Raw genomic sequence first — 23988 nt, forward strand, 5'->3', positions numbered from 1 at the left:
CTATAACGCTTAGATAACCTGCACTGCAGGCGGTAAAAAAATTACCTGGCATTGAATTTAGGCCGAACTAAAGAGGCCCATTCCTGCAGTGTCTGGTTCATCGCCATGTTGTACATTCCTGCCGGCACTATCTTGCCGAACCGCCCCCTTTATAAAGAAAATTCCTTTTTTCGCCTTAGACCACACTCTGCCAGTCAACTTTGTAGATTCATGGCACTGCCCACACTCTACCACCAGATCTTGGATTTGCAATCCAACTGGGAGTCGTTGATCTTTCATTAAACCCACTTGATTACTACATAGATCGTGCTTTTTCTTATTGCACCCAGCATATAATCCATAACTCCGTACCATGTGTTTTCCTATTGGAGGTATGTGCTGCAAGACACGTCTTAAGAACTCTTCAGGCTTTAATCTTAGTCGCTTGCGTCGCTGGTCACGGTGATCAAAATGAGGATGTAAAGTTAACTGTCTTCCCCAAGTATGCAGAGCCATAAGCATCCCGGGAGTTACTCCGTGATAGTCTTTACTCGCCATTAATTCAAACAGGGTTTCTTTACTCGACAAAAATAGTATATCTGTAAGCTTCTCTTCGTTGTATTGCCATAACGGCAGATACTCATGAGGTATAGTAAAGACCACATGAAAATGTTCTGTATCAAATAATTTACGACGCTGCTGATCAACCCACTGGAGCTGTTTTCTGCCTGAGCAGAGGGGGCAACTTCTATGCCTACAAGAATGATGCTGCTCAGTGACATGGTTGTGCTTACAACGATAATAACTGCTTCCCATCGATTTTGTACGGCATTCTTGTATCGAGGAGATAGCGTTTAAATTTTTTAGTGGCTGCGCAGTTTTAGATAAATAACCACTGTACGCAGAAAATATATTTTGCAATACCCGGTTATGCATTTTCTAAAATGCCTCTTATAATTTAAAAGTGGCACCACTCCCGCGTAGCGGGTTTGTACAATATTTATATAGTATTCATTCTGACCACTTTTATCATGATTACTATTTCGGAATCAATTTTCCCGCTGTAATGGAAGTTTTAAATTAAAATCATAGAGTTAGATGTAATTGCTACTAAAGTACAAACCACAAAAATGATCACTTTGACTACTATCCTGGTTTTTAACTCAACTTATAACTGACTTATTTGTAAAGTATTTTTATACATTCTATGTAAAGCTCAAAAATAACGGTCAAAATGATCATGATTACCTGAGCTGGCACTCACTAACTTGTCAGAATTATCGGAAATTTAGAAGTGTGATGAGGTCAAGGCTTCAGGATTGAGTGTTGTGAAGGATTAGATATTTTTTTAGTTTGAGTGTACTAATTGAGTATCACGCGTATTTAGTAGTTACTTGTTTTTTCTTTGGGTGGGGGATATTCTGCTATGCCATTGACACGCTTAAAAATAAAGTGAGCTTGCCATTTCTGAAAAGTAGCTTAAGGATTAGGAAACATTGAGAAGTTATTTAGAGGGTCAGAATAATGTAGAGCGATATAGCTCTTCATTAGTCGCTTGGGCAAATAGCCCGCTGTTGCGAGGGACTAACGGTCTGGTTGTTAGATATTTTACTCAGGCTTTATAAAATCGGGTAAATTTAGATTTAAATACCTCATCATTTACGGCTGCAAAGAGACCTTCAATCCCGCCTCATTAAGAAACCCTTTCACGGTACTTTCAATTTGCTCAGGGCTATTCATTTGCAAAACCTGTTGCAGGAGCTGCTCAATATCAGCCCGGCTAACGGCGCGTAGCGTAGCTTTTATTCGTGGTAAGTTAGTGGCGTTCATCGATAGCATATCGTAGCCCATGGCTACTAATAACAATGCACCGCTAGGTTCTCCTGCTAGTTCTCCGCAAATCCCTACTTTGGTGCCAACGGCATGGGCTGCCGTTACGATTTCCTGCAAAGCGCGCAGTACCGCTGGGTGCAGGGCGTGGTAAATATTGGCTACACGGCTGTTATTGCGATCCACCGCCAGGAGATATTGGGTGAGGTCATTACTGCCTACTGATATAAAGTCTGCATGTACGGCGAGTTCCCGCACTTGGTAGACGGCGGAGGGTACCTCTACCATTACCCCGAGTGGGGGCATAACAATTTCGTAACCTTCTTCAAGCAGCTCCCGGTAGGCTCTTTCCACCAGTTTGCGCGCGGCTTCGAGCTCGTTTAGGCCGCTGATCATGGGGAGCATAATTCGCAGGTTATTTAGTCCCAGGCTGGCTTTCATCATGGCGCGTACTTGCGCCAGGAATATTTCCGGGTGGTCGAGAGTTACGCGAATGCCGCGCCACCCCAGAAAGGGATTGGTTTCCTCGATAGGGAAATAGGCCAACGCTTTATCGCCACCGATATCCAAGGTGCGCATAGTGACGGGAAGGGGGGCAAAGGCTTCCAGTTGCTCCCGGTAAATTTCCCGCTGCTCTTCCTCGGAGGGAAAGCGGTCTCGCAATAGGAAAGGTACTTCGGTACGGAAAAGTCCTACTCCTTCAGCCCCGCGCTCCAGGGAGCGAACAACATCAGCCATCAGCCCGGTATTTACCATCAGGCGAATGCGGTGGCCATCGGAGGTGATTGCCGGGAGTTGAGCCAGGTGGTCCAGGTTGCGGGCCAGTTGCTGCTCTTCTGCAACAATATCGTCGTAGCGGCGTTTGAGTTCTGCGCCGGGGTGAATATGCAAATCGCCCCGGTAGCCATCCACCACCATATCGACACCGTCGATGGTTTCGTAGGGTAGGTCCTGGACTCCCATTACTGCGGGCAGTCCCATGGCTCGGGCAATAATAGCCACATGGCTGTTGGAGGAGCCTTTAACGGATACGGCTCCGATCAGCTTTTCCCTGGGTACTTCTGCCAATACTGCTGCGGTTAGCTCTTCGCCGATCAGGATGGTGTTATCGGGGAAGTCTCGGTCGCTCTGTTGCTGTTGTCGCAGGTGCATTAGCACTCGAGCGCCCAGGTCGCGAACATCGGCGGCCCTATCGCGAAAGTAGGAGTCGGACATGGCTTCAAAGCGCCGCACATGTTCCAACATAACTTCGGCCCAGGCCCGCTGGGCACTGAGCTGCTGTTGGATGCGATCGCATACCTCGACGGCGAGGGAGCTGTCATCCAACATGCTGATATAGGCATCGAATAGCGCCCGTTCCTCGGGGCTGAGGTCGCTCTTCAGGCGCTCACCGACTTCGCGAATTTCTTCTTGGGCGGCTGTCAGGGCCTGTTGAAACAGGGCCAGTTCAGTGTCCACATCCTCGCATTCGGAGTAGGGCACTGTGCCGAGATTCGCATGCGGGGTGACAATATGTACCCGCCCGATCGCCACACCGGGGGACGCGGCGATGCCGGAAAAGTGAGTTTCCCGCTGTTGCTTGCCAATACAGGCCAGAAGACCGGTGGCCTCGGCGTGGGCGATAACGCCGGCGAGCTGCGCCGAGAGTGTGACCAGGAAAGCTTCCTCCCACTCGTCGAATCGGCGCTTCTCCTCTTGCTGCACAACCAGGACACCCAGTACGACGCGGTGGTGAATAATCGGTGTGCCGAGAAAGGCGCTGAAGCGCTCTTCTCCTGTGGAGGGGAAATATTGGAAGGCGGGGTGGGCTTCGGCCCTTTCCAGATTAATCGGTTCTTCGCGGGTAACTACATTGCCCACCAGACCTTCGCCCGGGGCCAGGTGGACCTGGCCAACCGCTTTGGGGTTGAGGCCATCGGTGGCCATCAGGACATAGTTGCCGTGTTGCTTATCGCGCAGGTATACGGAGCAGACGCGGGTGTGCATGATTTCCCGCACGCGATGCACAATGATTTCCAGCACCGCGGTGAGATTCCGGGCGGCATTTACTTCCTGAACGATACTGCGCAGAGATCCGAGCAATGGCCTGTCCTCGCCAATCAACGGAGAAATTCGATGGCCCCGGAAAGTAGAAGTTCGATGCTGATCGAGGCCATTTTGTGAAGATACGCTGCTAACTACCCTGTGCGGTCAGCTGTCCTGTCCGCGCAGCCAGCGTCTCTCCAGCTGTATTTGTTGTGGGGCCAGCTCGGTCAGTGCGCGCCGGTATACTTCACGCTTAAAGGTCACCACTTTACTCAGTGGGTGCCAGTAGCTTACCCAGCGCCAGTGGTCGAATTCGGGTTTGTAACCGTTGTCGAAGCTGATAGAGGCCTCTTCTGCCTCGAGCCTCAGCAGGTACCACTTTTGCTTTTGCCCGATGCACAGTGGTTCGGAGCGACGTCGAATCAGCCTTTGAGGCAGGCGATAACGCAGCCAGCCACGGGTACAGGCAATCATACTGACTTGATCGCGAGTAAGGCCTACTTCCTCGTACAGTTCCCTATATAGCGCCTGTTCAGGGGTTTCGCCCGGATTAATACCACCCTGGGGAAATTGCCAGGCGTCCTTGCCACCTACCCGCCGCGCCCACAGTGCCTGACCGCGGGCGTTGAGCACGATAATACCGACATTGGGGCGGAACCCCTCGGCATCGATATTGCTGCTGCTCTCGCCACTCGTGCCCCGGTTCTTGTTACTGGCCGGAGCTTTATCATTGCGATTCGAATGCTTGGCGGGCTTACGGCGGTTCTTTCGTCCGGCCTGTGCCGGCTTGCCGTCGCCCAAAATACCATCCTCAATACTGTTGTGTGCGGCCGTGCGCTGCACTTACTTGTTCTGCATTGTTCCACAGCGGGGGGTTTACAGCAATTCAGTGACGCAGTCCGTGTGCTGTCGTGCGGCGCAAGGTAAAATTAGCGGCCGCGCAGGGGACGTTTCCGGCTTCCTGGCGGTCAAATGCTTATGGGGAACCTATAGTTATGGGAGAGTCGACGGTGCACTTGGCAATCTTTGATCTGGATAACACGCTGATAGGTGGTGATAGCGATCATGCCTGGGGCGAATTTCTGGTGGAGCGTGAACATGTCGACGGGACCCGTTACCGCTCGGCTAACGATCGCTTTTATCAAGATTACCAGCGCGGTGAGCTGGATATTTTTGCCTACCTGGAATTTGCCTTGGAACCCCTGGCGCAGCTTTCCCGTGGCCAATTGGATAACTTGCAAAGCGAGTTTATGCAGGAAGTTATCAGTGAATTGTGGCTGCCTCGGGCCCAGGAGCTGATCGGCGAACACCGCCGCAAAGGCCACCACATCATGATTATCACTGCGACCAATCGCTTTGTGGTTGAGCCTATTGCCTCGCGCCTCGGTGTCGATACCCTGCTGGCCACTGAGCCTGAGGAGGATGAGGGGCAGTTCACCGGAAAGGTCGTTGGTGAACCCTGTTATCAGGGGGGGAAAGTTGTCCGGTTGCGCCAATGGCTGGCCCACAACCCGGAATACGCCAACAGTGAAAAGTGGTTCTACAGTGACTCCATCAATGATCTGCCCTTGCTGGGCGAAGTTGAGCACCCAATTGCGGTGGACCCGGATGATCGCCTACGCGCAGAAGCTGAGGCTCGCGGCTGGCCGGTGATCAGTTTGCGGGAAGAGAGTGAGTAGGTGCTTGCCAGTATTTGTGAAATGCACAAGATGGGGAATTGAGTGAACGGATCTATTATCCAGTACCGGGCCCTGGCTGTTTTAATCGGGGCCCTGGCCGGACTTTCTGCCTGTGAACAAAAAGCGGTAGAAAAACCGCAGCAGGTATCGCAACAAAGTATTGCGCCGCAACCTGTGAATGAAAAGGCTGCGACCGAGTTATCCCTGGCAATTTGGCAGGCGGGTGAGGCCCAGGTTATCCACGCCCATGCCGCTGTTGAAACGTTGCAGCGTGAAGTGGATGGTCTCTTGGCTCAGCCGAATGAAAATAAGCTGGAAAATGCCAGGCTCGCCTGGCTGGATGCCCACAGGGAATTTGCTGCTGCACTGCCTTATATCCAGTTGGCTTTTTCTTCGGGAGAGTTGCGCAGCCAGGGTAGAAAATTACTGTTATCAGTAGATAGTTGGCCGGCCCAGGCGGGCTACCTGGATACAGTGCCGGGTTATTCTGAGAGCGGTATCGTTAACGATACGGCCATTGATCTGACTTTAACGAACTTGCGCAAGCAGCACCGCCTGACGGCACATGAAGAGGCAAGCACCGGTTTTCACGCCCTGGAAATCATGCTCTGGGGACCCACCAGCGAGCGGGTTGCGGAACAGTTTTTGGCTAAGTCCGATGGGGAAAAACCCGAGGCCCTGGCCGTCAATCGGCGCCGTGAACTAACCCGCTTGATCGTTAAAGGTGTGGAAGAGGATATGGCAGGCTTGGCCCGCCGTTGGCCGACGGCAGCCAACAGCCTGTCGCGGCCCTATCTATCCCTTGGCCCGGTTGCCCGATTGCAGCAAATCCGTGCAGCGCACACCCGGGTGATTGATGAGCAGCTGTTGCGCAGGTTGCCGGAGAGTTCTGAGAGCGATGTGGAAAGTAGCCGCGCTGCCGATTCAAAGCAGGCGATATTGGCGATTATGGCAACTCTCCAGTCAAACTGGATTCCCACTGGTGGGGGCGGCTTGGCGGAGCTGTTACTGGATAGACATCAGGTGACAGCTTTAGAGCAGGCTTTTGTGGATTTCGAGAGCTTGTTGTTGCAAATGGAAGACCCGATTGAGCTGGCGGAACTGACCCAATTGGCGCAGGCACGCAAACTTCTCGAGCGTATCGCCGGGTTGATGGCAGGTACTACCCAAGTGCCAGTATCCGATCAGGATGTGATGCCGGTTAGCTTACCGGTTGATGGTGAATAAATCTTGCTCTCACAGGCATAACAAAAAACCCGGCGACTGCCGGGTTTTTTGTATCTGTTGGGTGGGGATTACCAGCGACGTACAGGGCCAGTATCCACGTGTACGAAGTTACTCTTCGGGTAGTATCCGACACCGCCCGCTTTCAGGTTGAGTGCTGCCTGGCGCAACTTCGACAGGGACACTCCCGGCATACGGATATCCAAGGCCATACCACGTGTGTGGTAACTGCGTTTCGCTACGCCTCGGCCAGCTGCACGCAGCTTGGCATTGGTTTTAGGTGAACGGTATCCAGAGATAATCTCAATGGTGCCGTTGTAATTGAACTTCTCCTTCAGCTTGTAGACGATATCCAGAAGCTTGGGGTCCATTCGGGTCACTTCGTTGGCGCGGTGGTCACGAAGCAATTTGTTGAACTGCTTCAGGCCTCCGCTGCTGTAATCTCCGTTAGTCCAGTAGGCGGCCTCCAGCTTCTCCCCGGTGTGCAGGTTGCGCATTTTCAGGGTGCGGGAGCTACCTACTTTTGCGAAAGTCGGTCCGGCGCTGACGGCCGCCGCAGTTGCGCAGGTCACTGCCAGGAATCGACGTCTGGATGGATTCTTCATAATTCCGCCTCGTCGTTAAATCTCTCGTCGGTTTGCCTTAGTTGGCGCAACCGGGTACGGCGGAAAATGTACAAAAAATAACCAGTTGTTACAAACCTGAGGCTGCTAATTCGGAAATAATTAGATGGCCCCGGTGGTATATTTTTTCTTTTCTGCTACCTGAAACCGGAATTTTTACTGCTGATCAGTCGATAGTACTGAATAAGATGGAGACAGCGTTGTCATTGCACGCTAATCGCTAAAAAATTATTTTTCTGCGACTTATAGGTTTTATCGGGCGGTTTCGTCAGTGTACTTGGGAGCTATCCGATCACCCCTTCGGCCATGAGCTCGATAGCCTTCTTTATTAGTGGCTGGTTTATCTATCTATATAGAAAGACAGTTCAGCTCTATCGAGTACACAATTATTTGTATGCACATGTATATACAAGATGTGTAGGTGCTACCAGTGTAGTATTTCTATGGATACCCAACCGTTTAAGTTGGCTAGCATAGCCCGGTCTGTCCCCTAAGGATTTCCAAAGCCAGTCGAATCATCAGTCCAAAACTAATGATCACTTTGCATAGCTGGCCACCGTTATGGATTGTGCACCTTGGTAAGGTTGTGTTTACAAATGTGAAGTTGCCTGAGATCAAAACCAAATAATGCTAGCTTGGTTCTTTTACTTTTTCACTTGCGGTAAAACACTATGGCTAGCATATCTGGGGCCGGGTCTCGGCTGCCCTATATTTCTTTGGTCGCATTGATCTCGGCTTCCTTGAGCCTGATGGCAGCGGCACATGCTGAAAAGAAAATAGACTCTATTAGTTACCCAATAGTAGATACGGCACAGGTCCAATTTTTTGATGATAAGGATGTCATTCCCAAGCCAAAGCCCGGTGATGATTTCTTTGGTCAGGATGCCCAGTATTCTTTCAATAAGATGAATTACTCCCTGGCTAAAGATGGTCTTACTGTGGTTGATAATGTCACCGGTTTGATGTGGACCCAGAGCCCGGATTTAAACAGGGATGGTGAAGTTACCCCTGATGATAAGATCGCTTTCCGCGATGTTGGGGAATATGTTGAAAAATTGAATCAAGCGCGTTTTGGTGGCTATTCTGATTGGCGTCTTCCGACGATAAAACAACTATATTCCCTGATGAACTTCAGCGGTATTGACCCCGCCGGTCCAAGTGAGAGTAATGCTAAGCCCTTTATTGATACCCGGTATTTTGCATTCGCCTATGGTGATGAAGAGAGGGGCGAACGCACTATCGATGCCCAATTCTGGTCCAGTAATATTTACACGGGTGATGTATTCAGAGGATCACTTGCAGTATTCGGCCTGAATTTAGCAGATGGCAGAATCAAAGCTTATGCAATTCCTGGTGGTGGTCCGAGAAACTATGCTTACTTTGTGCGCGGCAACCAGGCTTATGGCAAGAATAAGTTTGTCGATAATAAAGATGGCACCGTTTCCGATCTGGCAACGGGTTTAATGTGGATGAAATCTGATAGCCGGAAAGGAATGAACTGGCAGGAGGCCTTAGCCTGGGCAGAGGAGAAAAATGCACAAAATTTCCTAGGCCACAGCGACTGGCGCCTGCCTAATGCAAAAGAGCTACAGAGTATCGTTGATTACCAACGTTCTCCAAATAAAACGACTTCTGCGTCTATTGATTCTATTTTCGAAATCAGCTCTATCAAGAATGAAAGTAAGGAAAAAGATTTTCCCTGGTTTTGGACTAGTACAACCCATGTGAATAGTAGAAAAGCAGGAGCCTCTGCAAACTACATTAGTTTCGGTCGAGCTATGGGGTATATGGCGGAGAAATGGGTAGATCTGCATGGAGCTGGGGCTCAACGAAGTGATCCAAAATCTGGACAATTGGATGAGGTCGCTGTTTATAAGGATGGGGGATATCACATAAAAGGTTTAGGTAGACCGCAATCTGATGGTGATGGCCCTCAACGGCGCCCACCAATGCCTGAGCCCCCTTTCATGACTGATGGAAATATGCAGAGAGCTATGGGGCCTCCGCCAGGTGGGGCACCTGAGGATGCCATTAGAATTGATAACTATGTAAGACTTGTCAGGAATATCGACGGGTAGTCCGTACGGAGTTATTTATAGATAAGCTCCTTTAATTTGGATAGGGTATCTCTTTGTCACGATGATAAATATCAGGGCGGAATTGGGGGCGCCCATCCCTATCTATCCATGCTGTCATATAAACAATGTAAATACGGGGTGACCCCTTAACCTTTACATTCAGAGCATCATGCCCATTCGCTGCCTGTGCTACCCGAGTTCTATCCCAACCCTGGTCACGGAGAAGAAAGTACGCTAATTCTTCTGGTGCTTGTAGCCTTACGCATCCGTGACTTAATGCCCGCTGGCGAAGTTTAAACAGGCTTTGAGCTTGGGTGTCATGAAGAAAAATAGCCTGCTTATTGGGGATAACAAATTTCACTTTCCCCAGAGTATTCTCAGGGCCACTCAATTGCCTCAAAGTAGCGTGCCCACCGGCTGCCTTGGCAATAGTCTCCTCTGTAATAGGGGACGATTTACCGCTGCGATATTGCACTACTCGATAACCCCGCTTGTGCATGGCTGTTGGGTTGTGTCGTGCCTTGGGCAAAAGCTCGGTGACAAGAATACTTCGGGGGACTGTCCAGGTTGGGCTGAAAACAATATTGGTTATCCGCGTGCGTAAATTCGGTGTGCGCGTACTGCTTTTTCCCACGACGGTTTTCATATCGAGAGCAACCGAACCATCTTCGATAAGCTGTAAGCGATAGTCGGGCACGTTGACAATTACATAGCGGTCATCTTCAGGGAGTTTTAGCTGTTCCCATCGGGATGCATTCAATTCCATTTGCTGAGCGCGCTCCATTGGCGAGACGGCCAAGGCTGCAAGTGTGTCTTCACCGGCGATGCCGGTAACGTTCAGTCCGTGACGTTCCTGAAAGCGCTCCACTGCTGCTTGGAGTGCACTGTCAAATCTTCGGGGATCTTTTTGCGGGGCGGAAAGCGGCCCGGGCTGACCGTGAAAATCCTTATAAAGTGCCAGCAAATTACGTAGTTGCAGGACACGAGGGCCTTTGTCTCCGGGCTGTAAAGTTTTTCCCTGGGCAATCGGTCGCCAGTTTTTCGCTAACACTCGGTAGGCCTGAGCGGTATCGCGCAATTGCTGGGTCGAACTGATTGGCTCAATAATGACATCGGTCTGCCCAGTAAATGAAGCATTCAAAGGGCTGGCCGAGGCAATTACGAGGCTTATCAGTGCGGCGATGCCGAGCTGGAATGGGCCATTTGCCATACTGATAACTCAGTAGTCCCTATAGCTCTTATTCCGCTTCACTCCGTCACCTCCTATTACTGATCCCGGTTATAGATATCCGGCCGAAACTGAAGCTGCCCATTTTCATCGATCCAGGCAGTCCAGTAAGCGATATAAACCGGTAGGGGATTTTTAAGGGCAACGCCATGGGTGCGACCACTTCCCAGCGCGCGATTGATACGGGCATCACTCCACTTGTTTTGCTGGGCTAACATCATGCGAGCAAACTGCAATGGTTTTTCCAGGCGAATACAACCGTGGCTAAAGGCCCTTTGTGATTTTTTAAATAAATGCTTGCTATTTGTGTCGTGGAGAAAAATGGCCTGCCGATTGGGGATAACAAATTTCACTCTTCCCAAAGCATTCCCCGGTCCGCCTTTTTGCTGCAGCGAAACTTGCCCTCGACGCACTGCAGCCACATTTCCACGAGTAAAAGGCACCGATCTGCCCCGATGATTCATCAGGCGATAACCTTTTGCCCTGAGGGCGGAACTGCCCTTGGGTAAAAGTTCCCGCAGCGCAATACTGGGCGGGACACGCCATACAGGATTAAATTCCAGTCGCGTCATACGGGTAGCGATTTGCGGTGTTTTGTGTTTTGGTTTTCCCACAACCACACGCATACGGAACTGCTCTTTATCGCCTTCAATTAGGCGCAAATTAAATTCCGGGACATTCACGATGATATAGCGAGGCCCTAAATCCTTGGGGAGTTGTTTCCAGCGTTCAATATTTGCTGCCAGAATTTTGGCAACTTTATCTGGCGGGGTATTGAGTCGACTCCGGGTTCCCTCATCAACCAGTGCCGTTTGCTTTAATCCGTGACGTTTCTGAAACCGTTTAACGGCCTGCTGCAATTTTTTGTCGTAGACATCTGCTTTAGAAGTATCTGCTCCGTACTCTTCGGGATGGTGATCACCATAGAGCATTAACAGGCTTCTCAATTGCGCAACCCGGGGACTGCGACTGCCCGGTGTGATAGGTTGTCCAGCACTGAGCGGTTTCCAGTAGTTACCTTGTGCCAGGGTTTGATAGCGTGCTAACGCTTCGCTGAGTAGGGAAAATTGCCTGCCCTGAGGTAAAAAAGGATCGCGACTGCCGATCAGGTCAGGTTCGACGGTATCTTTAACTTCGGCGAGTATTTGTGGTGAGTGAATGCCCAGCGATATTGCTATGGCAATCGCAGCGGTACTCGCCCTGAGGGAGGTTAGTTGGTTGCGTGGCAAAAAAGCGCAAAGTGAATTGTTGGCAGCACCCATAAGTCACCCCTGCAAGCACTGAGAAATCAGTGAGATTTATCACTGTGCTCACATTGATAACTTGTGACTGATAGTCTTTAAATAATTTTCAGGAATGGTGCTGCTTAAGAATGGCTAATTAATGGAATAACACGCTCAATAATTCCCTGGTTATAACCGGGGCGACGTATAGCCGCCCCGGTTTCTTTTAAAATTGATTATCGGTCAGTCCATCTTTGCCATAAATATCCGGGCGGAAGTTCAGGTTGCCCTGACCATCGACCCAGGCAGTCCAGTAGGTGATATAAACCTTCACCAATTGGGACATATCCACTTCCGTGGTTTCCTCTCCTGTGGTCAATTGATCGATACGCCACTGATCCCAATCCCCTTGGGGACGAAGTAGTGCTTCGGCCAAATGGCGGGGTTTTTCCAGGCGGATACAGCCATGGCTATAGCCCCGAGTGGTCAGGGAAAAAAGTTTGCGCGCGCGCGTATCGTGCAGGTACACGTCGTGAATATTGGGGATTTCAAATTTGACACGTCCCAATATGTTTTCCTCACCACCCATTTGGCGCATCAGGTAGGAACCCGCACCTGCTGCAGATAGGTTTTGCGGGGTCAGGGGCAGTTTTTCCCCCCTACCGCTAATCACCCGGTATCCCATTTTTTCCATACCCGCAGGGTTTTTACGAGCTTTGGGGAGTATCTCATTCACCAGGATACTGCGCGGTACTGTCCAAGTGGGGTTAAAGACTACCTTGCTGACACGGGTGGTTATTTCAGGCGTTGCGTGCTTTTTCTTGCCGACGACCACATTCATCGCCAGTTTGACCTGGTCGTTTTCCACGTATTTGAGACGATACGCAGGAATATTGACCTGGATAAAACGGCTGCCCAATTGTTCCGGCAACTCTTCGCGGCGCTTGATATTCATTTCCACAATGCGGGCGCGCGCAGCTGGGGATAAGTTCAGGCGTTTGCGAGTTGAGCGACCGACAATACCATCTGCTCTCAGGCCGTGACGCTTCTGGAAGCGCACCACCGCTTGGTGAAGGCCCCGATCGAAGCGATTGCGATCAGTGCCACCGTAGCTGTAGTAAGACTGGTAATCACCGTATAGGGAGAGCAGGTTGCGCAGGAGGCCCACATGTGGGTGGCGTGCACCCATGGTCATGGCGGGACCCGCCGGGATCGGACGCCAGCGACCGCTGGAAGAAATCTTGCGCAGCCGTTGAAGTTCACCGCGCAGCGCTCTTACATCGTTGCCATAGGGCCGGTTTTCCTCGTAGTAAGGCCCCTCACTGTTTTCAGATCTCACCGGTGGGGCGGCAGTATTTGACCGCCCCTGGTTGTAATAAACGCGACTGCCAGAACCCGAGCCACTATTGTTGTCCCGATAGGAACGGTATCGGCTGCGCTCATAGGTGCGAGTGCTACCGGAATAATTGCGTCCTGAGTAATTGCCGGAAGTATCCGCATTGTATTCCCGCGAGTAATAGCGGCTGCGTACATTGCTGCCGAGATTGGCTGCGCGATCATATCCGCGGAAGTACTTGCGTCCGCTGGGTTCACTGGAAGCCTGCTGTTGAGCGGTGCTGGTAGCAACCAAGCGGAAACCTTCGCTATCCCGCAGAACCGGTGTGACACCCCGGCGCGGGCGGGTTTTGGGCTTGAGCCTGTCCAGCTGGGTATCTTGCGCGTAGGACACAAAGGCATCGGTCAGTAAGATATCCAATACGGCTGCCATCTGCAGACGTTGTGGAGTATCGCGGAGGGTGCGATCGAAGTACCCCAGGTGGTAGCGGTAGTCGACCATGCTGCTCGGATTGCCGGAGCTGGCAGCTGTGAGTTGTTTCAGCAGGTCATTGGCACTATCACTTAGGCTGTAGTTATCGAACCAAAGCAAGCGGTAATCCGTGCGCTGGTAGATCTTGCGCACAGCGGCGGGGTTGAAAATGGGGTCCTGGGCTGGCCAGGCATCAGGGTTTTCCTCTAGCCAGTGCACTAAATGAGGGCGAACAGCGTTCTCCGGTAAAACGGGTACGGTCTTCTGGTTTGCTGCGAAAGCATAATAAAGAATGAAGACACAGAGGCTACCCAGTGTCAGCAGTGGAAGTACAGATTTGCGTCTACGATGCTCGGGGTTGAAATACGACATGGTACCTCAGCGATTCTGCGGGGGCCCGGTGCGATATTTTGGAAAATGCCGGGCGCCAGATCGTTCATACCTTCCCAACCTGTGGCGAGCCCATCCAGATACTCAGGGATATTATCGGTGACTCGCACGTGTCATGCGTCCCGCGCGACTTCCTTTTATTAAGACTGCTGTCGGTGTCCTGCTTGCGCGAAACTCAACCAACTTCAGTCTGTGAAAGTAAGTATGGCAATAAATGCAAAATTTGCTTGGCGCTTCATTCTTTTTAGAGTAGGGATTTGCGGATGATGAGTTTTTCGTCAAATTTTTCGCCCGTGGGTGAAAATGGGGCGAGTTTACTGGGGCTTTTTTAAATATGGTGCAGAGGCTTGCACAAAAAGTTATGCACAATTTGTCTGCCATCAGGATTAACCCCGCTTAATTGGGCGACTGGGTAGTGAGGTAGCGCAGGGGGCCACTTTGATTGCCGTTTATAAAAGTTTGCTCCCAAAGTTGGCCACACCCCCTCTGGTCGATGGTGATCACGGTACTCGCGCGGGTGCCGTAGCCTCCATTGCGAAGCATTGGTTCTGTCGCCGAGCTATCGGCATCAATTTGAATGAATATCGGAGAGAGTGCCCGTTCAATCTCCAGTGGTAGCCCGGTATGAGGGAGTTGTTGGTCCGGCGCGCGGGTACGATCTTTGAGCAGTGCCAGTGCTGGCTCCACAAAGCTCTCGATTGTTACCAGTTGGTCGGCCGCAGGTATTATTTCTGCCAGCCCCGCTTTGCCCCTTTCCACCTTTGGCCAGGGCTCGTCCGGCGCTCCGTTGGAGATACCGTGAATGCCCGGTTCAAAAGTAAATGGCTTGTGCCGGTTCCCGGTACAGAAGAGAGAGTTTTGATTCTGAATATCAAACAGCAGGGCGTTAAAGCCTCGATATTGCTGGGATTCCAGGTAGTGGATGAAATGTTCAGGGCTAATTTGTTGGCTGAGGAATTTCTGCGGTATTTCTCCGCGGGAAAGCGCTCCTACAGGTTCCGGTGTCCCAGGCTCCCGGATATTGGTTACAGCCGCGACCCGGCCGGGGGATACGCCGGCCCAGGTTCCCTGAGCTTCAAGGTCTCTACCCGCAATTAGCCCGGTCCCGGGCCAGTGCTCCGCTGCTGCGGTTGGCCTTTGATAGAACTCATCCCGATTGGCGATCAACAGCAGAGGGTATTTCGGGTGGCATTGATAGGCGAATAGCAGTAGACACATGGGGATCTTCCCTAGGGGCAAGCTGCCCTTCCACAGCGGGGGGCTTTACGACCATAATACGCCCTTTATTAGCAATCGCGATTCCCCCATGCTGACCTATCCCGAAATTGACCCGGTAGCCTTTGCAATAGGCCCCTTAAAAGTGCACTGGTATGGGCTGATGTACTTGGCTGGCTTTGTCGCGGCCTGGTGGTTGGCATTGCGCCGAAGTGCCAAACCCTGGTCACCGGTCATTAAATCCGAAGTTGAGGACTTGATTCTCTACTGTGCCATTGGTGTCGTTATCGGTGGCCGCTTGGGGTATATGTTCTTTTACAACTTCCCCCAGTTGCTCGAAGACCCAATATCACTGATCCGGCTGTGGGAAGGGGGAATGAGCTTCCACGGCGGGCTGATAGGGGTAATGTTGGCCACGGCACTCTACGCGCGCAAAATTGGTACAACCTTCCCTGCTCTAATTGATTTCGTCGCCCCCTTGGTGCCCATCGGTCTTGGGCTTGGGCGGATCGGTAATTTTATTGGCCAGGAGCTTTGGGGGCGTGAAACTGAAGGCCCTTGGGGCATGGTCTTTCCAAAGGACCCGGACCTTCTGATCCGGCACCCATCCCAGCTGTATCAAGCCTTCCTCGAGGGGTTGGTACTCTTTGCGCTGCTCTGGTGGTTCTCCAGTAAGCCGCGTCCTCGACTCGCGGTGGGTGGTATGTTCGTGATGCTCTACGGTGTATTCCGCTTCCTGGTGGAATTTGTCCGGGAGCCCGATGGGCATATTGGTTTTGATTTATTTGGATGGATGACTCGTGGGCAGCTTTTGAGCCTGCCGATGATTATTGCCGGCATGGCATTGCTGGTGTGGAGTTATAAGACTCAGCCGCTTCCCGAGGGAAGAACTGAGAAGAAAGGTAAGAAAGCAGGGTCTTCCCGAGTTAAAGGCGGAGCATAGCAGTAGATGAAGCAGTATCTCGATCTAATGCGCCATGTGCGCGATAACGGCACCGTTAAAGGTGACCGCACCGGCACTGGTACTCTCAGTGTATTTGGCTATCAAATGCGCTTTAATTTGGCGGAGGGTTTTCCGCTGATCACCACTAAAAAGTGCCATTTGCGCTCGATTATTCACGAACTTATGTGGTTTTTGCAGGGGGATACCAATATCCGCTATCTCCAGGACAATAAGGTGCGGATTTGGGATGAGTGGGCGACAGAGGACGGGGATCTGGGCCCTGTATATGGCCATCAGTGGCGCTCCTGGCCCACTTCGGATGGTCGCCAGATCGACCAGATTGAGCAGTTGGTACACCAGTTGAAAACCCGCCCGGACTCCCGGCGATTGATGGTTAGCGCCTGGAACCCTGCGGATCTGCCAGATGAAGGTGTTTCACCTGCTGATAATGCCCGTGAAGGACGCATGGCCCTGGCTCCCTGTCACGCCCTGTTCCAGTTCTATGTCGCTGACGGCAAGTTGTCCTGCCAGCTGTACCAGCGAAGCGCAGATATTTTCCTGGGGGTGCCTTTCAATATCGCCTCATATAGCTTGCTGACCCTTATGCTGGCACAGGTATGTGGTTTGCAGCCCGGCGACTTTATTCATACCTTTGGCGATGCTCACCTCTACTCGAACCATGTGGAGCAGGTCGAGCTGCAATTGCAGCGCGATCCACTGCCTCTGCCGCAAATGCACCTGAACCCAGAAGTCAAAGACCTGTTTTCTTTCCGTTTCGAGGACTTTGAGCTCAAGGGTTACGAAGCCTATCCACATATTCCGGCACCCGTAGCGGTTTAAGGAGCAGTAATGACGGTTTCTATTGCTTTGATCGCGGCGGTTGCTTGTAATGGTGCTATCGGCAAGGACAATGAGCTCCCTTGGCGCATCTCCGGCGATTTGCAGTTTTTTAAGCGGACCACCATGGGGAAGCCAGTAGTAATGGGACGAAAGACCTTTGAGTCTATTGGTCGACCACTGCCGGGGCGCGTAAATATTGTCATTACGCGTAATACAGATTGGGTTGCGGATGGCGTTGAGGTGGTCCAGTCTCTGGACAAAGCCCTGAGTCTGGCTCAAGACAGTGCCAAAGATAGCGGGGCAAGCGAAGTGATGGTCATTGGTGGAGCACAAATTTACCGCCAGGCACTGCCGCTTGCTACCCGTTTGTATATCACTGAAGTAGACGCAAAAATCGACGGGGATGCTTTCTTTCCCGATATTGATGACTCTTGGGTCGAGTCGGTACGCGAGTGTTACCCGGCCTCAGACAGGAATGAGTACAACTACTCATTAGTCCAATATGACAGATTTAAATAAAAACAATTTGATCAAAAGTTGATCGATCTGTTAAATTCTCCAACAGCTTACACAAGGAACGTCGCCGCGAATGTGTGCAAGTGACCCGGGGATGTTACCCAAGTGTTACCTTGCTACCCAAGCGGGCCGATGCTGGCAATCGGCATTTGAATAATCAAATCGGCTGTTTACAATGTGCGGCTCTTAGCTGTCTTCTAACCAATGTTTTTAAAACAAAAGGACACCGCGTTGTGGCAGCTAACTCATCGCGACCATGTTGTGAAATATTGAACCCACTGGGGGGTCTAATGAAAACCAAGCGATTCATGGCTGTGGCGCTGACCACTGCGCTGTCTGCCGGCGCGCTCTACGGCAGCGTAGCCACTGCGGATACTCTCGATAACGTACTCGCCGTCGGCCAGCAGAAAACCACTGCGGCCCAGGCATCGCAAAAGCGCATCGACAAGATCGCCGACGAAACCAGCAGCCTGCTGCAGGACTTCAAGGTGGTAAATAAAGAAATCGATGGTCTGCGCGTATACAACCGTCAGCTGGAAAAGCAGCTGGCTAACCAGCTCGAAGTAATTAACGATCTGGATGAGTCTATTGCCAACGTTACTGTCATTGAGCGTCAGATTCAGCCGCTGATCCTGCGTATGCTGGACGGCCTGGAGCAGTTCATTGAGCTGGACGCACCGTTCAAGCTTGAAGAGCGTATGGCTAACCTGAATGGTGTTAAGAGCACCATGGACCGTTCCGATGTCAGTGTTGCGGAGAAATTCCGCCAGGTATTGGAGCTGTATAACTTCGAAGCGGAATATGCCCGTAAGATCGACTCTTACCGCGATACTCTGACTGTTGCTGGTCAGGAGCGTGAGGTAAGCGTCCTGCAAATCGGCCGTATTGCCTTGTTGGCTCAGACTACTGATGCTGAAATTTCCCTCGCTTATGACAAAGGGCAAAAAGCGTGGGTTGAGATCGATGCTGGTGAATACCGCCGCGCTCTCATGAACGGTCTGAAAATTGCCAAGAAGCAGGCCACTATCGACATCATGACCATGCCGATCCCGGCTCCGGAGGCAGCGCAATGAAAACCTCTTTCGCCAAACGCGTTTTAGTAGCGGCAGCAGCTGGTCTGATCAGCTTCTCCGCAGTTGCTCAAGAGAAGGCTGCTTCCCTGGACGATTTGCTGAAAATGGTTCAGCAATCCAAAGTTGCCGAGTCCAAAGAACACAAGCAGCGCGAAGCTGAGTTCCGTCGTCAGAAAGCGAACCAAAACGCCCTGCTGAACCAAGCAAAAAACACCCGTACCGCTGAAGAAAAGCGTTCTGCTGAACTGGAGAAGAAGTACCAGGAGCAGGAAGTTGCTGTAGACCAGAAGCGTCAACAGTTGGATGAGCGTATGGGCTCTCTGAAAGAGCTGTTCGGCCACATGTCTTCTACTGCAGCAGACTTGCGCGCGAATGTTGGTACCTCTCTGGTTTCTGCCCAGTATCCTGGTCGTACAGAGTTCATCGACGGTCTTCTGGCCAAGATGAATACTGCTACCAAACTGCCGACTATCGAGGAAATCGAGCGTCTGTGGTTTGAAATTCAGCGTGAAACCGTTGAATCCGGCAAAATCGTTAAGTTTAACGCGACCGTGATCAAGCCCAACGGTGAACAGGCTGATCAGGAAGTGGTTCGCGTAGGTAACTTCAACCTGGTTTCCAATGGTAAATACCTGGAAATGAACAATGCCTACAAAATGGCTGAGCTGATCCGTCAGCCGGACGCCAAGTTCCAAGGCATGGCTGAAGCTCTGCAATCTTCTACCAGTGGTTTCAGTGCCTTCGGTGTAGACCCGACTGGTCCTACCGGTGGTTCCTACCTGAAAGCCATGATCAACAGCCCTGATATCATAGAGCGTTGGCACCAGGGTGGCATCGTGGGATACATCATCTCTGCTGTTGGTGCTTTCGCGATGCTGTTGGCTATCTTCCGCCTGATCGTCCTGACTGGCGTTGGTGCCAAGGTGAATGCTCAGCTGCGTTCCTCTACTCCGAACACCAATAACCCGCTGGGTCGTGTACTGGCTGTTGCGGAAGAGAACAAAGGTGTAGACGGCGAAACTCTCGAATTGAAGATGGAAGAAGCGGTACTGAAAGAGCGTCCGGCAATCGAATCCGGCCTCAACCTGCTGAAAATCATCGCGATGGTGGCTCCGCTGCTGGGTCTGCTGGGTACCGTTACCGGTATGATTATCACCTTCCAGGCGATCACTATCTTTGGTGCAGGTGATCCTAAGGCCATGGCAGGTGGTATCTCCTCAGCCCTTATCACTACCGTTCTCGGTCTGGTTGTGGCTATCCCAACCGTTCTGATGCACACCGTAGTAAATGGTCGTGCCAAGCGTGTCCTGCACATTCTGGAAGAACAGAGTGCCGGTATCGTGGCAGAAAACGCCGAGCGTAAATAAGAGGAGGCGGCAACATGCACGCATTAAATGACGCATGGGCCGCCGTCAACGCCTTTATGGCGTCGGGCGGGCCAGTACTGTTCCTGATCGCCGGCCTGACCTTCTTTATGTGGACGCTGATTTTTGAACGTGTTTTCTACTTTAACAAAGGTTTGAAAAGTGACGTTCAGGGTGCGGTAGACCAATGGGAGGGGCGCGGTGAGCGCAAATCCTGGGCTTCGCACCAGATCCGTTATGCAATGATTTCCCGGGTATCCGAGAAAATTCAGGACAATATGGACATGATCCAAGCTTGTGTCGCCCTGGCCCCTCTGTTTGGGCTGTTGGGTACGGTTTGGGGCATGATCAACGTGTTCGATGTTCTCGCGATTACAGGTGGTGGTGACGCCAAGCAGATGGCCAGTGGTGTATCCATGGCAACTATCCCGACAATGGCGGGTATGGTTGCAGCGCTGTCAGGCGTATTTGCCAACACTTACCTTGCCCGTAAAGCTGAGCGTGAAACCCAGCTGCTGGAAGATCATCTGACGATGGATCACTAAGCATACACCAGCGAATAAGCCTGCTTATTTACTGTGAAGGTTTAGCCAAGCCAGATACTTTCGCCGGGGGCTCCCTGAGCCCCCGCTGGAAAAGTTCGCTAAGAGAGTTGCTATGAGCAAAAGACAAAATACGGCAGAAGAAGAAGCCGGCGCAATTGACCTCACGCCCATGCTGGACGTGGTGTTTATCATGCTGATCTTCTTTATCGTCACTGCGACCTTTATCAAGGAGCCGGGTGCTGATGTTGAGAAGCCGGAAGCGACGACCGCTGAACTCAAGGCCGCCTCTATCCTGGTAGCGATCAACGACAGTGACGAGGTTTGGATTGCCAAAGAGAAGGTTGATGAGCGTCAGGTACGAATTGTCCTGGAGCGTCTCTACTCGGAAAACCCGAAAGGGTGGTTGGTAATTCAGCCCGATAAGGGAGCAAGCATTGAGAAGATTGCCCTGATTGCAGAAGCAGCCAGGAAGATTGGTATCAAGAAAGTTTCCGTCGCTACAGAGAAGAGTTAACAGCTATGAATCCGGTAAGACTTCTTGGGGCAGGTACATTGGCGGTAGCCACGACCTTTGGCCTCATCTTCACCATGCATCAGCTGATTGCGGCAAATATGAAAGCTCCTGAGGAGAAGGAGCAGTTCAAAGTTGCCGATGTGGTGATGCCTGATACGAAGATTGAAACACAGTACGACACCGCTAAGCCGGTAAAACCAGATGAGCCCGAAACTCCGCCACCGGAGATGCCGGAGCCCGATTTTGAGGAGCCGGATCTTGATGGCAGCATCAATATCGCTGCCCCCTCTGCGGGAGGCAACGTTAAGCTGTCTGGTTTCAGCTTTGGTGAAGGTGACTATCTACCGATCGTAAAAGTACAGCCGCAGTATCCTCGTCGCGCTCTACAGCGTGGTATGGAAGGTTATGTAATCGTTGAGTACACCGTAACGACAAACGGTTCAGTACGTGATCCGATTGTAATTGAAGCCTTCACTCTGCAAGGTAAGCCCACAACGGTTTTCAATCGGTCTGCCCTGAAGTCCGCATTGAAGTACAAGTACAAGCCGCGGGTAGTCGATGGCAAGCCGACCGAAGTTCCTAATGTTAGGACCAAGATCAGCTTTAACATGGCTAAGGACTAAAGGGGAAGCACTATGAAGTTGACGACCATCACTAAAGGTTTGTCCAAGTTCGCTCTGCGCACGTCCGTAGCGCTACCCTTGGTTCTTGCGCCGACGGTCAGCGTCACAGTGTTAGAAGCTGTCGGTGTGTCAGCGCCATTCGCTTCAGCACAAGCGCAGGAAGAAAAAAAGCCGAGCAAGCAAAAGACCCGTAAAGTTCCGGCTATGCGTGAAGCTGCGTACAAGAAGCTGGAAAAAGCTCAAGAGGCTGCTGATGCAGAGGATTGGGCGGGTGCTCTTGCAGCGCTGAAAGAGATGGACGCAAGCAAGAAGCGGTACAACGGCTACGAAGTTGCACAAATGTACAACTTCTTCGGTGTTGTTTATTACAGCACTGAAAACTATAAAGAGGCGATCCCTTACTTTAAAAAGGTACTGGCCCAGGGTGAGAAAAACCTGCCGGTAGCTTTGGAAGTGGGCACCCTGTTTACTCTTGCCCAGCTGTACTTCGTAACTGAGGATTACAAGCAGGCGATCAACTACTTGAATCAGTGGTTTAAAGTTTCTGATCGTATCACTGCTGACTCCTACGCACTACGTGCTCAGGCTTACAACCAGATTGGCAATCAGGATAAGGCTCTCTCGGATATCAATATAGCGGTATCCATGTTTGAAAAAGAGGGCAAGATACCGAAGGAAGGTTGGTTCGGCTTACAGCAATATGTTTACTTCGAGCGCGGAGACTACCCGAAAGTAGCTGCCGTTCTAGAAAAACTGGTGCAGTACTATCCGAAGCCAGCGTATTACAAAACCCTTGGAGCGGTATACGGTGAACTGAAGCGCGATAAGGATCAGCTGCACATGATGGAAGCAGCTTACCTTGCCGGCGCTTTGGAGAAGGATAAAGACCTGCTAAATATGGGGTATCTCTTTATGGGGCATGAAATGCCTTATAAAGGAGCTAAGGTGATTGCCAAGGGTATCGAAGATAAGAAGATCCCACGCACATCTAAAAACCTGGAAACCCTAGCTCAGGCTTACCAGATGTCTCAAGAGCTGCAGAAAGCTATTCCCCAGTTGGAAGCGGCAGCACAGCTTTCTGATAAAGGTGAGATCTATTCACGCCTGGCCGGTATTTACCTGGACCTGGATCAGAACGAGAAAGCCCTTTCTATGGGTAAAAAAGCTCTGGCCAAAGGTGGTATCAAGCGTGTCGATCAGCTGCATATCGTAATGGGTATGGCGAATGCCAACCTTAAGCGTTATGACGCAGCTTTAAAGAGCCTCAAACTTGCACGTAAAGATGAGCGCTCAGAGAAGTTCGCTGAACAGTGGATATCCTTTGTCGAAGGTGAAAAGGAGCGTGAAGAGCAACTGGCAATTTAATTCCGGTTAACTTCTTAGGCCCCTTAAAAGCCACGCAGAAATGCGTGGCTTTTTTTATACCTGTTTGTTTATTAGTGCCGATACAAAATTTTGAGATAACCTGTATTAACAGACTATTTGCATTTTTTTGTAAATTGACTAATGATTAAGTCAGCTGATCAGCTTTTCCATTTTCGGCACAAGAATGCCGCTTATTGCACCCTAAAAATAATAGGAGAGGTGTTATGGATAGAGCTTGTCAGTCAATTCCCAACCCCGTGTTTTTCCCCCAGCATTTACTTGCAGGCTACGTGAAGGGCCTGGGATATGCTGCCGTGACAACAGTGGGGCTGCTCTTTTTAATGAGTCAGCTAGTGGCAACTGATATTGAAGAGCCAACAGTTGAGTTGTTGCCACAAATTAAATCGGTACATATGCCGAAAAAGGTGATTGTTACCGAAAATTATGAGGCACCTGCACCACCACAAACAGTCATTGAACAGCCGAATATGCGAATGGAGCAGGCTGAAGTTTTGCCGGTTAAGCTGAATATTCAAATAGGCTCTCCAACACCAGTTTCTGAGACTGGGATGAAGGTATCGCAAGATCCTTTGCCTGTGTACAAAGCTGCACCGCGATATCCTAGTGCCGCCTTGCGCAGGGGAATAGAAGGATATGTTGTTGTAGAGTTTACAGTGACAAAAACAGGGGCTGTACGAGATGCTCGTGTTGTTGGTGGTTATGACTCTAATGGTAACCCAACCCGTGTGTTCGATCGTTCTGCGATAGCTGCGGCAGAACGATTTAAGTATCGGCCTCAAATGGAAGCTGGCCAACCAGTGGAGCGCTACGGGGTACGCAATCGAATCAGTTACAAAATAGCGGAATAAAAAAAACGGCCCTTAGGGGCCGCTTTTTTCGAGCA

At 51.0% G+C, this 23988-nt stretch carries 21 protein-coding genes; 13 read left to right on the forward strand and 8 right to left on the reverse strand.

What is annotated here, in order from left to right; genetic code table 11:
- Nucleotides 1-57 precede the first annotated feature (57 nt).
- The 3 genes from ACJJIW_RS08325 to ACJJIW_RS08335 form a co-directional block, all read right to left on the reverse strand.
- Entirely contained in the window at nucleotides 58-915 is an 858-nt protein-coding gene (locus ACJJIW_RS08325; protein WP_444937092.1) for an IS91 family transposase, read from the reverse strand.
- Between the two features lie 723 nt (nucleotides 916-1638).
- Nucleotides 1639-3891: a phosphoenolpyruvate--protein phosphotransferase gene (gene ptsP, locus ACJJIW_RS08330; RefSeq protein WP_444892211.1), complete on the reverse strand. Its 2253-nt coding sequence runs from the start codon at nucleotides 3889-3891 to the stop codon at nucleotides 1639-1641.
- Nucleotides 3892-3999: 108 nt separating this feature from the next.
- Entirely contained in the window at nucleotides 4000-4506 is a 507-nt protein-coding gene (locus tag ACJJIW_RS08335; protein WP_282934628.1) for an RNA pyrophosphohydrolase, read from the reverse strand.
- Nucleotides 4507-4844: 338 nt separating this feature from the next.
- Here ACJJIW_RS08335 and ACJJIW_RS08340 point away from each other — a divergent pair, with 338 nt between their 5' ends.
- Together ACJJIW_RS08340 and ACJJIW_RS08345 are read left to right on the forward strand one after the other, a co-directional pair.
- Nucleotides 4845-5513, forward strand: a complete 669-nt coding sequence (locus ACJJIW_RS08340) for a histidinol-phosphatase (protein WP_444894774.1) — start codon at nucleotides 4845-4847, stop codon at nucleotides 5511-5513.
- Nucleotides 5514-5555: 42 nt separating this feature from the next.
- Nucleotides 5556-6740, forward strand: a complete 1185-nt coding sequence (locus ACJJIW_RS08345; RefSeq protein WP_444915336.1) for an imelysin family protein — start codon at nucleotides 5556-5558, stop codon at nucleotides 6738-6740.
- 68 nt (nucleotides 6741-6808) lie between these two features.
- Here ACJJIW_RS08345 and mepK read toward each other — a convergent pair whose 3' ends face one another.
- On the reverse strand, nucleotides 6809-7342 hold the full coding sequence (gene mepK, locus ACJJIW_RS08350; protein WP_282930973.1) for a peptidoglycan L,D-endopeptidase MepK: 534 nt from the start codon (nucleotides 7340-7342) through the stop codon (nucleotides 6809-6811).
- A 689-nt stretch (nucleotides 7343-8031) separates the two neighbouring features.
- Here mepK and ACJJIW_RS08355 point away from each other — a divergent pair.
- Nucleotides 8032-9438: an Lcl C-terminal domain-containing protein gene (locus tag ACJJIW_RS08355; protein WP_282930974.1), complete on the forward strand. Its 1407-nt coding sequence runs from the start codon at nucleotides 8032-8034 to the stop codon at nucleotides 9436-9438.
- Between the two features lie 31 nt (nucleotides 9439-9469).
- Here the strand turns inward: ACJJIW_RS08355 and ACJJIW_RS08360 are convergent, their stop codons facing one another.
- The 4 genes from ACJJIW_RS08360 to ACJJIW_RS08375 all read right to left on the reverse strand — a co-directional run bounded on the left by ACJJIW_RS08360 (nucleotide 9470) and on the right by ACJJIW_RS08375 (nucleotide 15304).
- Entirely contained in the window at nucleotides 9470-10648 is a 1179-nt protein-coding gene (locus ACJJIW_RS08360; RefSeq protein WP_282930975.1) for a L,D-transpeptidase family protein, read from the reverse strand.
- A gap of 56 nt (nucleotides 10649-10704) precedes the next feature.
- Nucleotides 10705-11928: a L,D-transpeptidase family protein gene (locus ACJJIW_RS08365; RefSeq protein ID WP_444937093.1), complete on the reverse strand. Its 1224-nt coding sequence runs from the start codon at nucleotides 11926-11928 to the stop codon at nucleotides 10705-10707.
- Between the two features lie 187 nt (nucleotides 11929-12115).
- Nucleotides 12116-14068, reverse strand: a complete 1953-nt coding sequence (locus ACJJIW_RS08370) for a L,D-transpeptidase family protein (protein ID WP_444892208.1) — start codon at nucleotides 14066-14068, stop codon at nucleotides 12116-12118.
- A gap of 414 nt (nucleotides 14069-14482) precedes the next feature.
- Nucleotides 14483-15304, reverse strand: coding sequence for an NRDE family protein (locus tag ACJJIW_RS08375; RefSeq protein ID WP_444937094.1), 822 nt, complete (start codon nucleotides 15302-15304; stop codon nucleotides 14483-14485).
- 88 nt (nucleotides 15305-15392) lie between these two features.
- Here ACJJIW_RS08375 and lgt point away from each other — a divergent pair, with 88 nt between their 5' ends.
- From lgt to ACJJIW_RS08425, 10 genes are all read left to right on the forward strand, one after another.
- On the forward strand, nucleotides 15393-16244 hold the full coding sequence (gene lgt / locus ACJJIW_RS08380) for a prolipoprotein diacylglyceryl transferase (protein ID WP_282934629.1): 852 nt from the start codon (nucleotides 15393-15395) through the stop codon (nucleotides 16242-16244).
- 6 nt (nucleotides 16245-16250) lie between these two features.
- The gene (locus ACJJIW_RS08385) at nucleotides 16251-17084 is read left to right on the forward strand and encodes a thymidylate synthase (RefSeq protein WP_282930980.1); all 834 of its coding nucleotides are present in this window, start codon (nucleotides 16251-16253) and stop codon (nucleotides 17082-17084) included.
- A gap of 9 nt (nucleotides 17085-17093) precedes the next feature.
- Nucleotides 17094-17603 (forward strand): dihydrofolate reductase, encoded by a 510-nt coding sequence (locus tag ACJJIW_RS08390; protein WP_282930981.1) that lies wholly within the window; start codon nucleotides 17094-17096, stop codon nucleotides 17601-17603.
- A gap of 287 nt (nucleotides 17604-17890) precedes the next feature.
- A complete protein-coding gene (locus ACJJIW_RS08395) occupies nucleotides 17891-18673 on the forward strand; it encodes a DUF3450 domain-containing protein (protein ID WP_282930982.1) in 783 nt (260 codons plus the stop codon).
- Nucleotides 18670-20040 carry a MotA/TolQ/ExbB proton channel family protein gene (locus ACJJIW_RS08400; RefSeq protein WP_282930983.1) on the forward strand — a complete coding sequence of 457 codons (1371 nt, stop codon included), beginning with the start codon at nucleotides 18670-18672 and terminating at the stop codon, nucleotides 20038-20040. Before ACJJIW_RS08395 ends, ACJJIW_RS08400 begins: the two co-directional genes overlap by 4 nt.
- 14 nt (nucleotides 20041-20054) lie before the next feature.
- On the forward strand, nucleotides 20055-20582 hold the full coding sequence (locus ACJJIW_RS08405; RefSeq protein ID WP_282930984.1) for a MotA/TolQ/ExbB proton channel family protein: 528 nt from the start codon (nucleotides 20055-20057) through the stop codon (nucleotides 20580-20582).
- Between the two features lie 112 nt (nucleotides 20583-20694).
- A complete protein-coding gene (locus ACJJIW_RS08410; protein WP_108734754.1) occupies nucleotides 20695-21096 on the forward strand; it encodes an ExbD/TolR family protein in 402 nt (133 codons plus the stop codon).
- A 5-nt stretch (nucleotides 21097-21101) separates the two neighbouring features.
- Nucleotides 21102-21719, forward strand: coding sequence for an energy transducer TonB (locus tag ACJJIW_RS08415; protein ID WP_282930985.1), 618 nt, complete (start codon nucleotides 21102-21104; stop codon nucleotides 21717-21719).
- A 12-nt stretch (nucleotides 21720-21731) separates the two neighbouring features.
- A complete protein-coding gene (locus ACJJIW_RS08420; RefSeq protein WP_444892205.1) occupies nucleotides 21732-23084 on the forward strand; it encodes a tetratricopeptide repeat protein in 1353 nt (450 codons plus the stop codon).
- Between the two features lie 224 nt (nucleotides 23085-23308).
- The gene (locus tag ACJJIW_RS08425) at nucleotides 23309-23953 is read left to right on the forward strand and encodes an energy transducer TonB (RefSeq protein WP_282930987.1); all 645 of its coding nucleotides are present in this window, start codon (nucleotides 23309-23311) and stop codon (nucleotides 23951-23953) included.
- The last annotated feature ends 35 nt before the right edge of the window (nucleotides 23954-23988 follow it).

This window comes from Microbulbifer maximicatervae (SeqCode), from assembly GCF_052467815.1.

What these genes read in the sequence shown, in the direction of transcription:
- ACJJIW_RS08325 (WP_444937092.1), bottom strand. Translation starts at nt 915, where the DNA reads ATGCATAACCGGGTATTGCAAAATATATTTTCTGCGTACAGTGGTTAT.
- mepK (WP_282930973.1), bottom strand. Translation starts at nt 7,342, where the DNA reads ATGAAGAATCCATCCAGACGTCGATTCCTGGCAGTGACCTGCGCAACT.
- ACJJIW_RS08355 (WP_282930974.1), top strand. Translation starts at nt 8,032, where the DNA reads ATGGCTAGCATATCTGGGGCCGGGTCTCGGCTGCCCTATATTTCTTTG.
- ACJJIW_RS08360 (WP_282930975.1), bottom strand. Translation starts at nt 10,648, where the DNA reads ATGGCAAATGGCCCATTCCAGCTCGGCATCGCCGCACTGATAAGCCTC.
- ACJJIW_RS08365 (WP_444937093.1), bottom strand. Translation starts at nt 11,928, where the DNA reads ATGGGTGCTGCCAACAATTCACTTTGCGCTTTTTTGCCACGCAACCAA.
- ACJJIW_RS08370 (WP_444892208.1), bottom strand. Translation starts at nt 14,068, where the DNA reads ATGTCGTATTTCAACCCCGAGCATCGTAGACGCAAATCTGTACTTCCA.
- ACJJIW_RS08375 (WP_444937094.1), bottom strand. Translation starts at nt 15,304, where the DNA reads ATGTGTCTACTGCTATTCGCCTATCAATGCCACCCGAAATACCCTCTG.
- lgt (WP_282934629.1), top strand. Translation starts at nt 15,393, where the DNA reads ATGCTGACCTATCCCGAAATTGACCCGGTAGCCTTTGCAATAGGCCCC.
- ACJJIW_RS08385 (WP_282930980.1), top strand. Translation starts at nt 16,251, where the DNA reads ATGAAGCAGTATCTCGATCTAATGCGCCATGTGCGCGATAACGGCACC.
- ACJJIW_RS08390 (WP_282930981.1), top strand. Translation starts at nt 17,094, where the DNA reads ATGACGGTTTCTATTGCTTTGATCGCGGCGGTTGCTTGTAATGGTGCT.
- ACJJIW_RS08395 (WP_282930982.1), top strand. Translation starts at nt 17,891, where the DNA reads ATGAAAACCAAGCGATTCATGGCTGTGGCGCTGACCACTGCGCTGTCT.
- ACJJIW_RS08400 (WP_282930983.1), top strand. Translation starts at nt 18,670, where the DNA reads ATGAAAACCTCTTTCGCCAAACGCGTTTTAGTAGCGGCAGCAGCTGGT.
- ACJJIW_RS08405 (WP_282930984.1), top strand. Translation starts at nt 20,055, where the DNA reads ATGCACGCATTAAATGACGCATGGGCCGCCGTCAACGCCTTTATGGCG.
- ACJJIW_RS08410 (WP_108734754.1), top strand. Translation starts at nt 20,695, where the DNA reads ATGAGCAAAAGACAAAATACGGCAGAAGAAGAAGCCGGCGCAATTGAC.
- ACJJIW_RS08415 (WP_282930985.1), top strand. Translation starts at nt 21,102, where the DNA reads ATGAATCCGGTAAGACTTCTTGGGGCAGGTACATTGGCGGTAGCCACG.
- ACJJIW_RS08420 (WP_444892205.1), top strand. Translation starts at nt 21,732, where the DNA reads ATGAAGTTGACGACCATCACTAAAGGTTTGTCCAAGTTCGCTCTGCGC.
- ACJJIW_RS08425 (WP_282930987.1), top strand. Translation starts at nt 23,309, where the DNA reads ATGGATAGAGCTTGTCAGTCAATTCCCAACCCCGTGTTTTTCCCCCAG.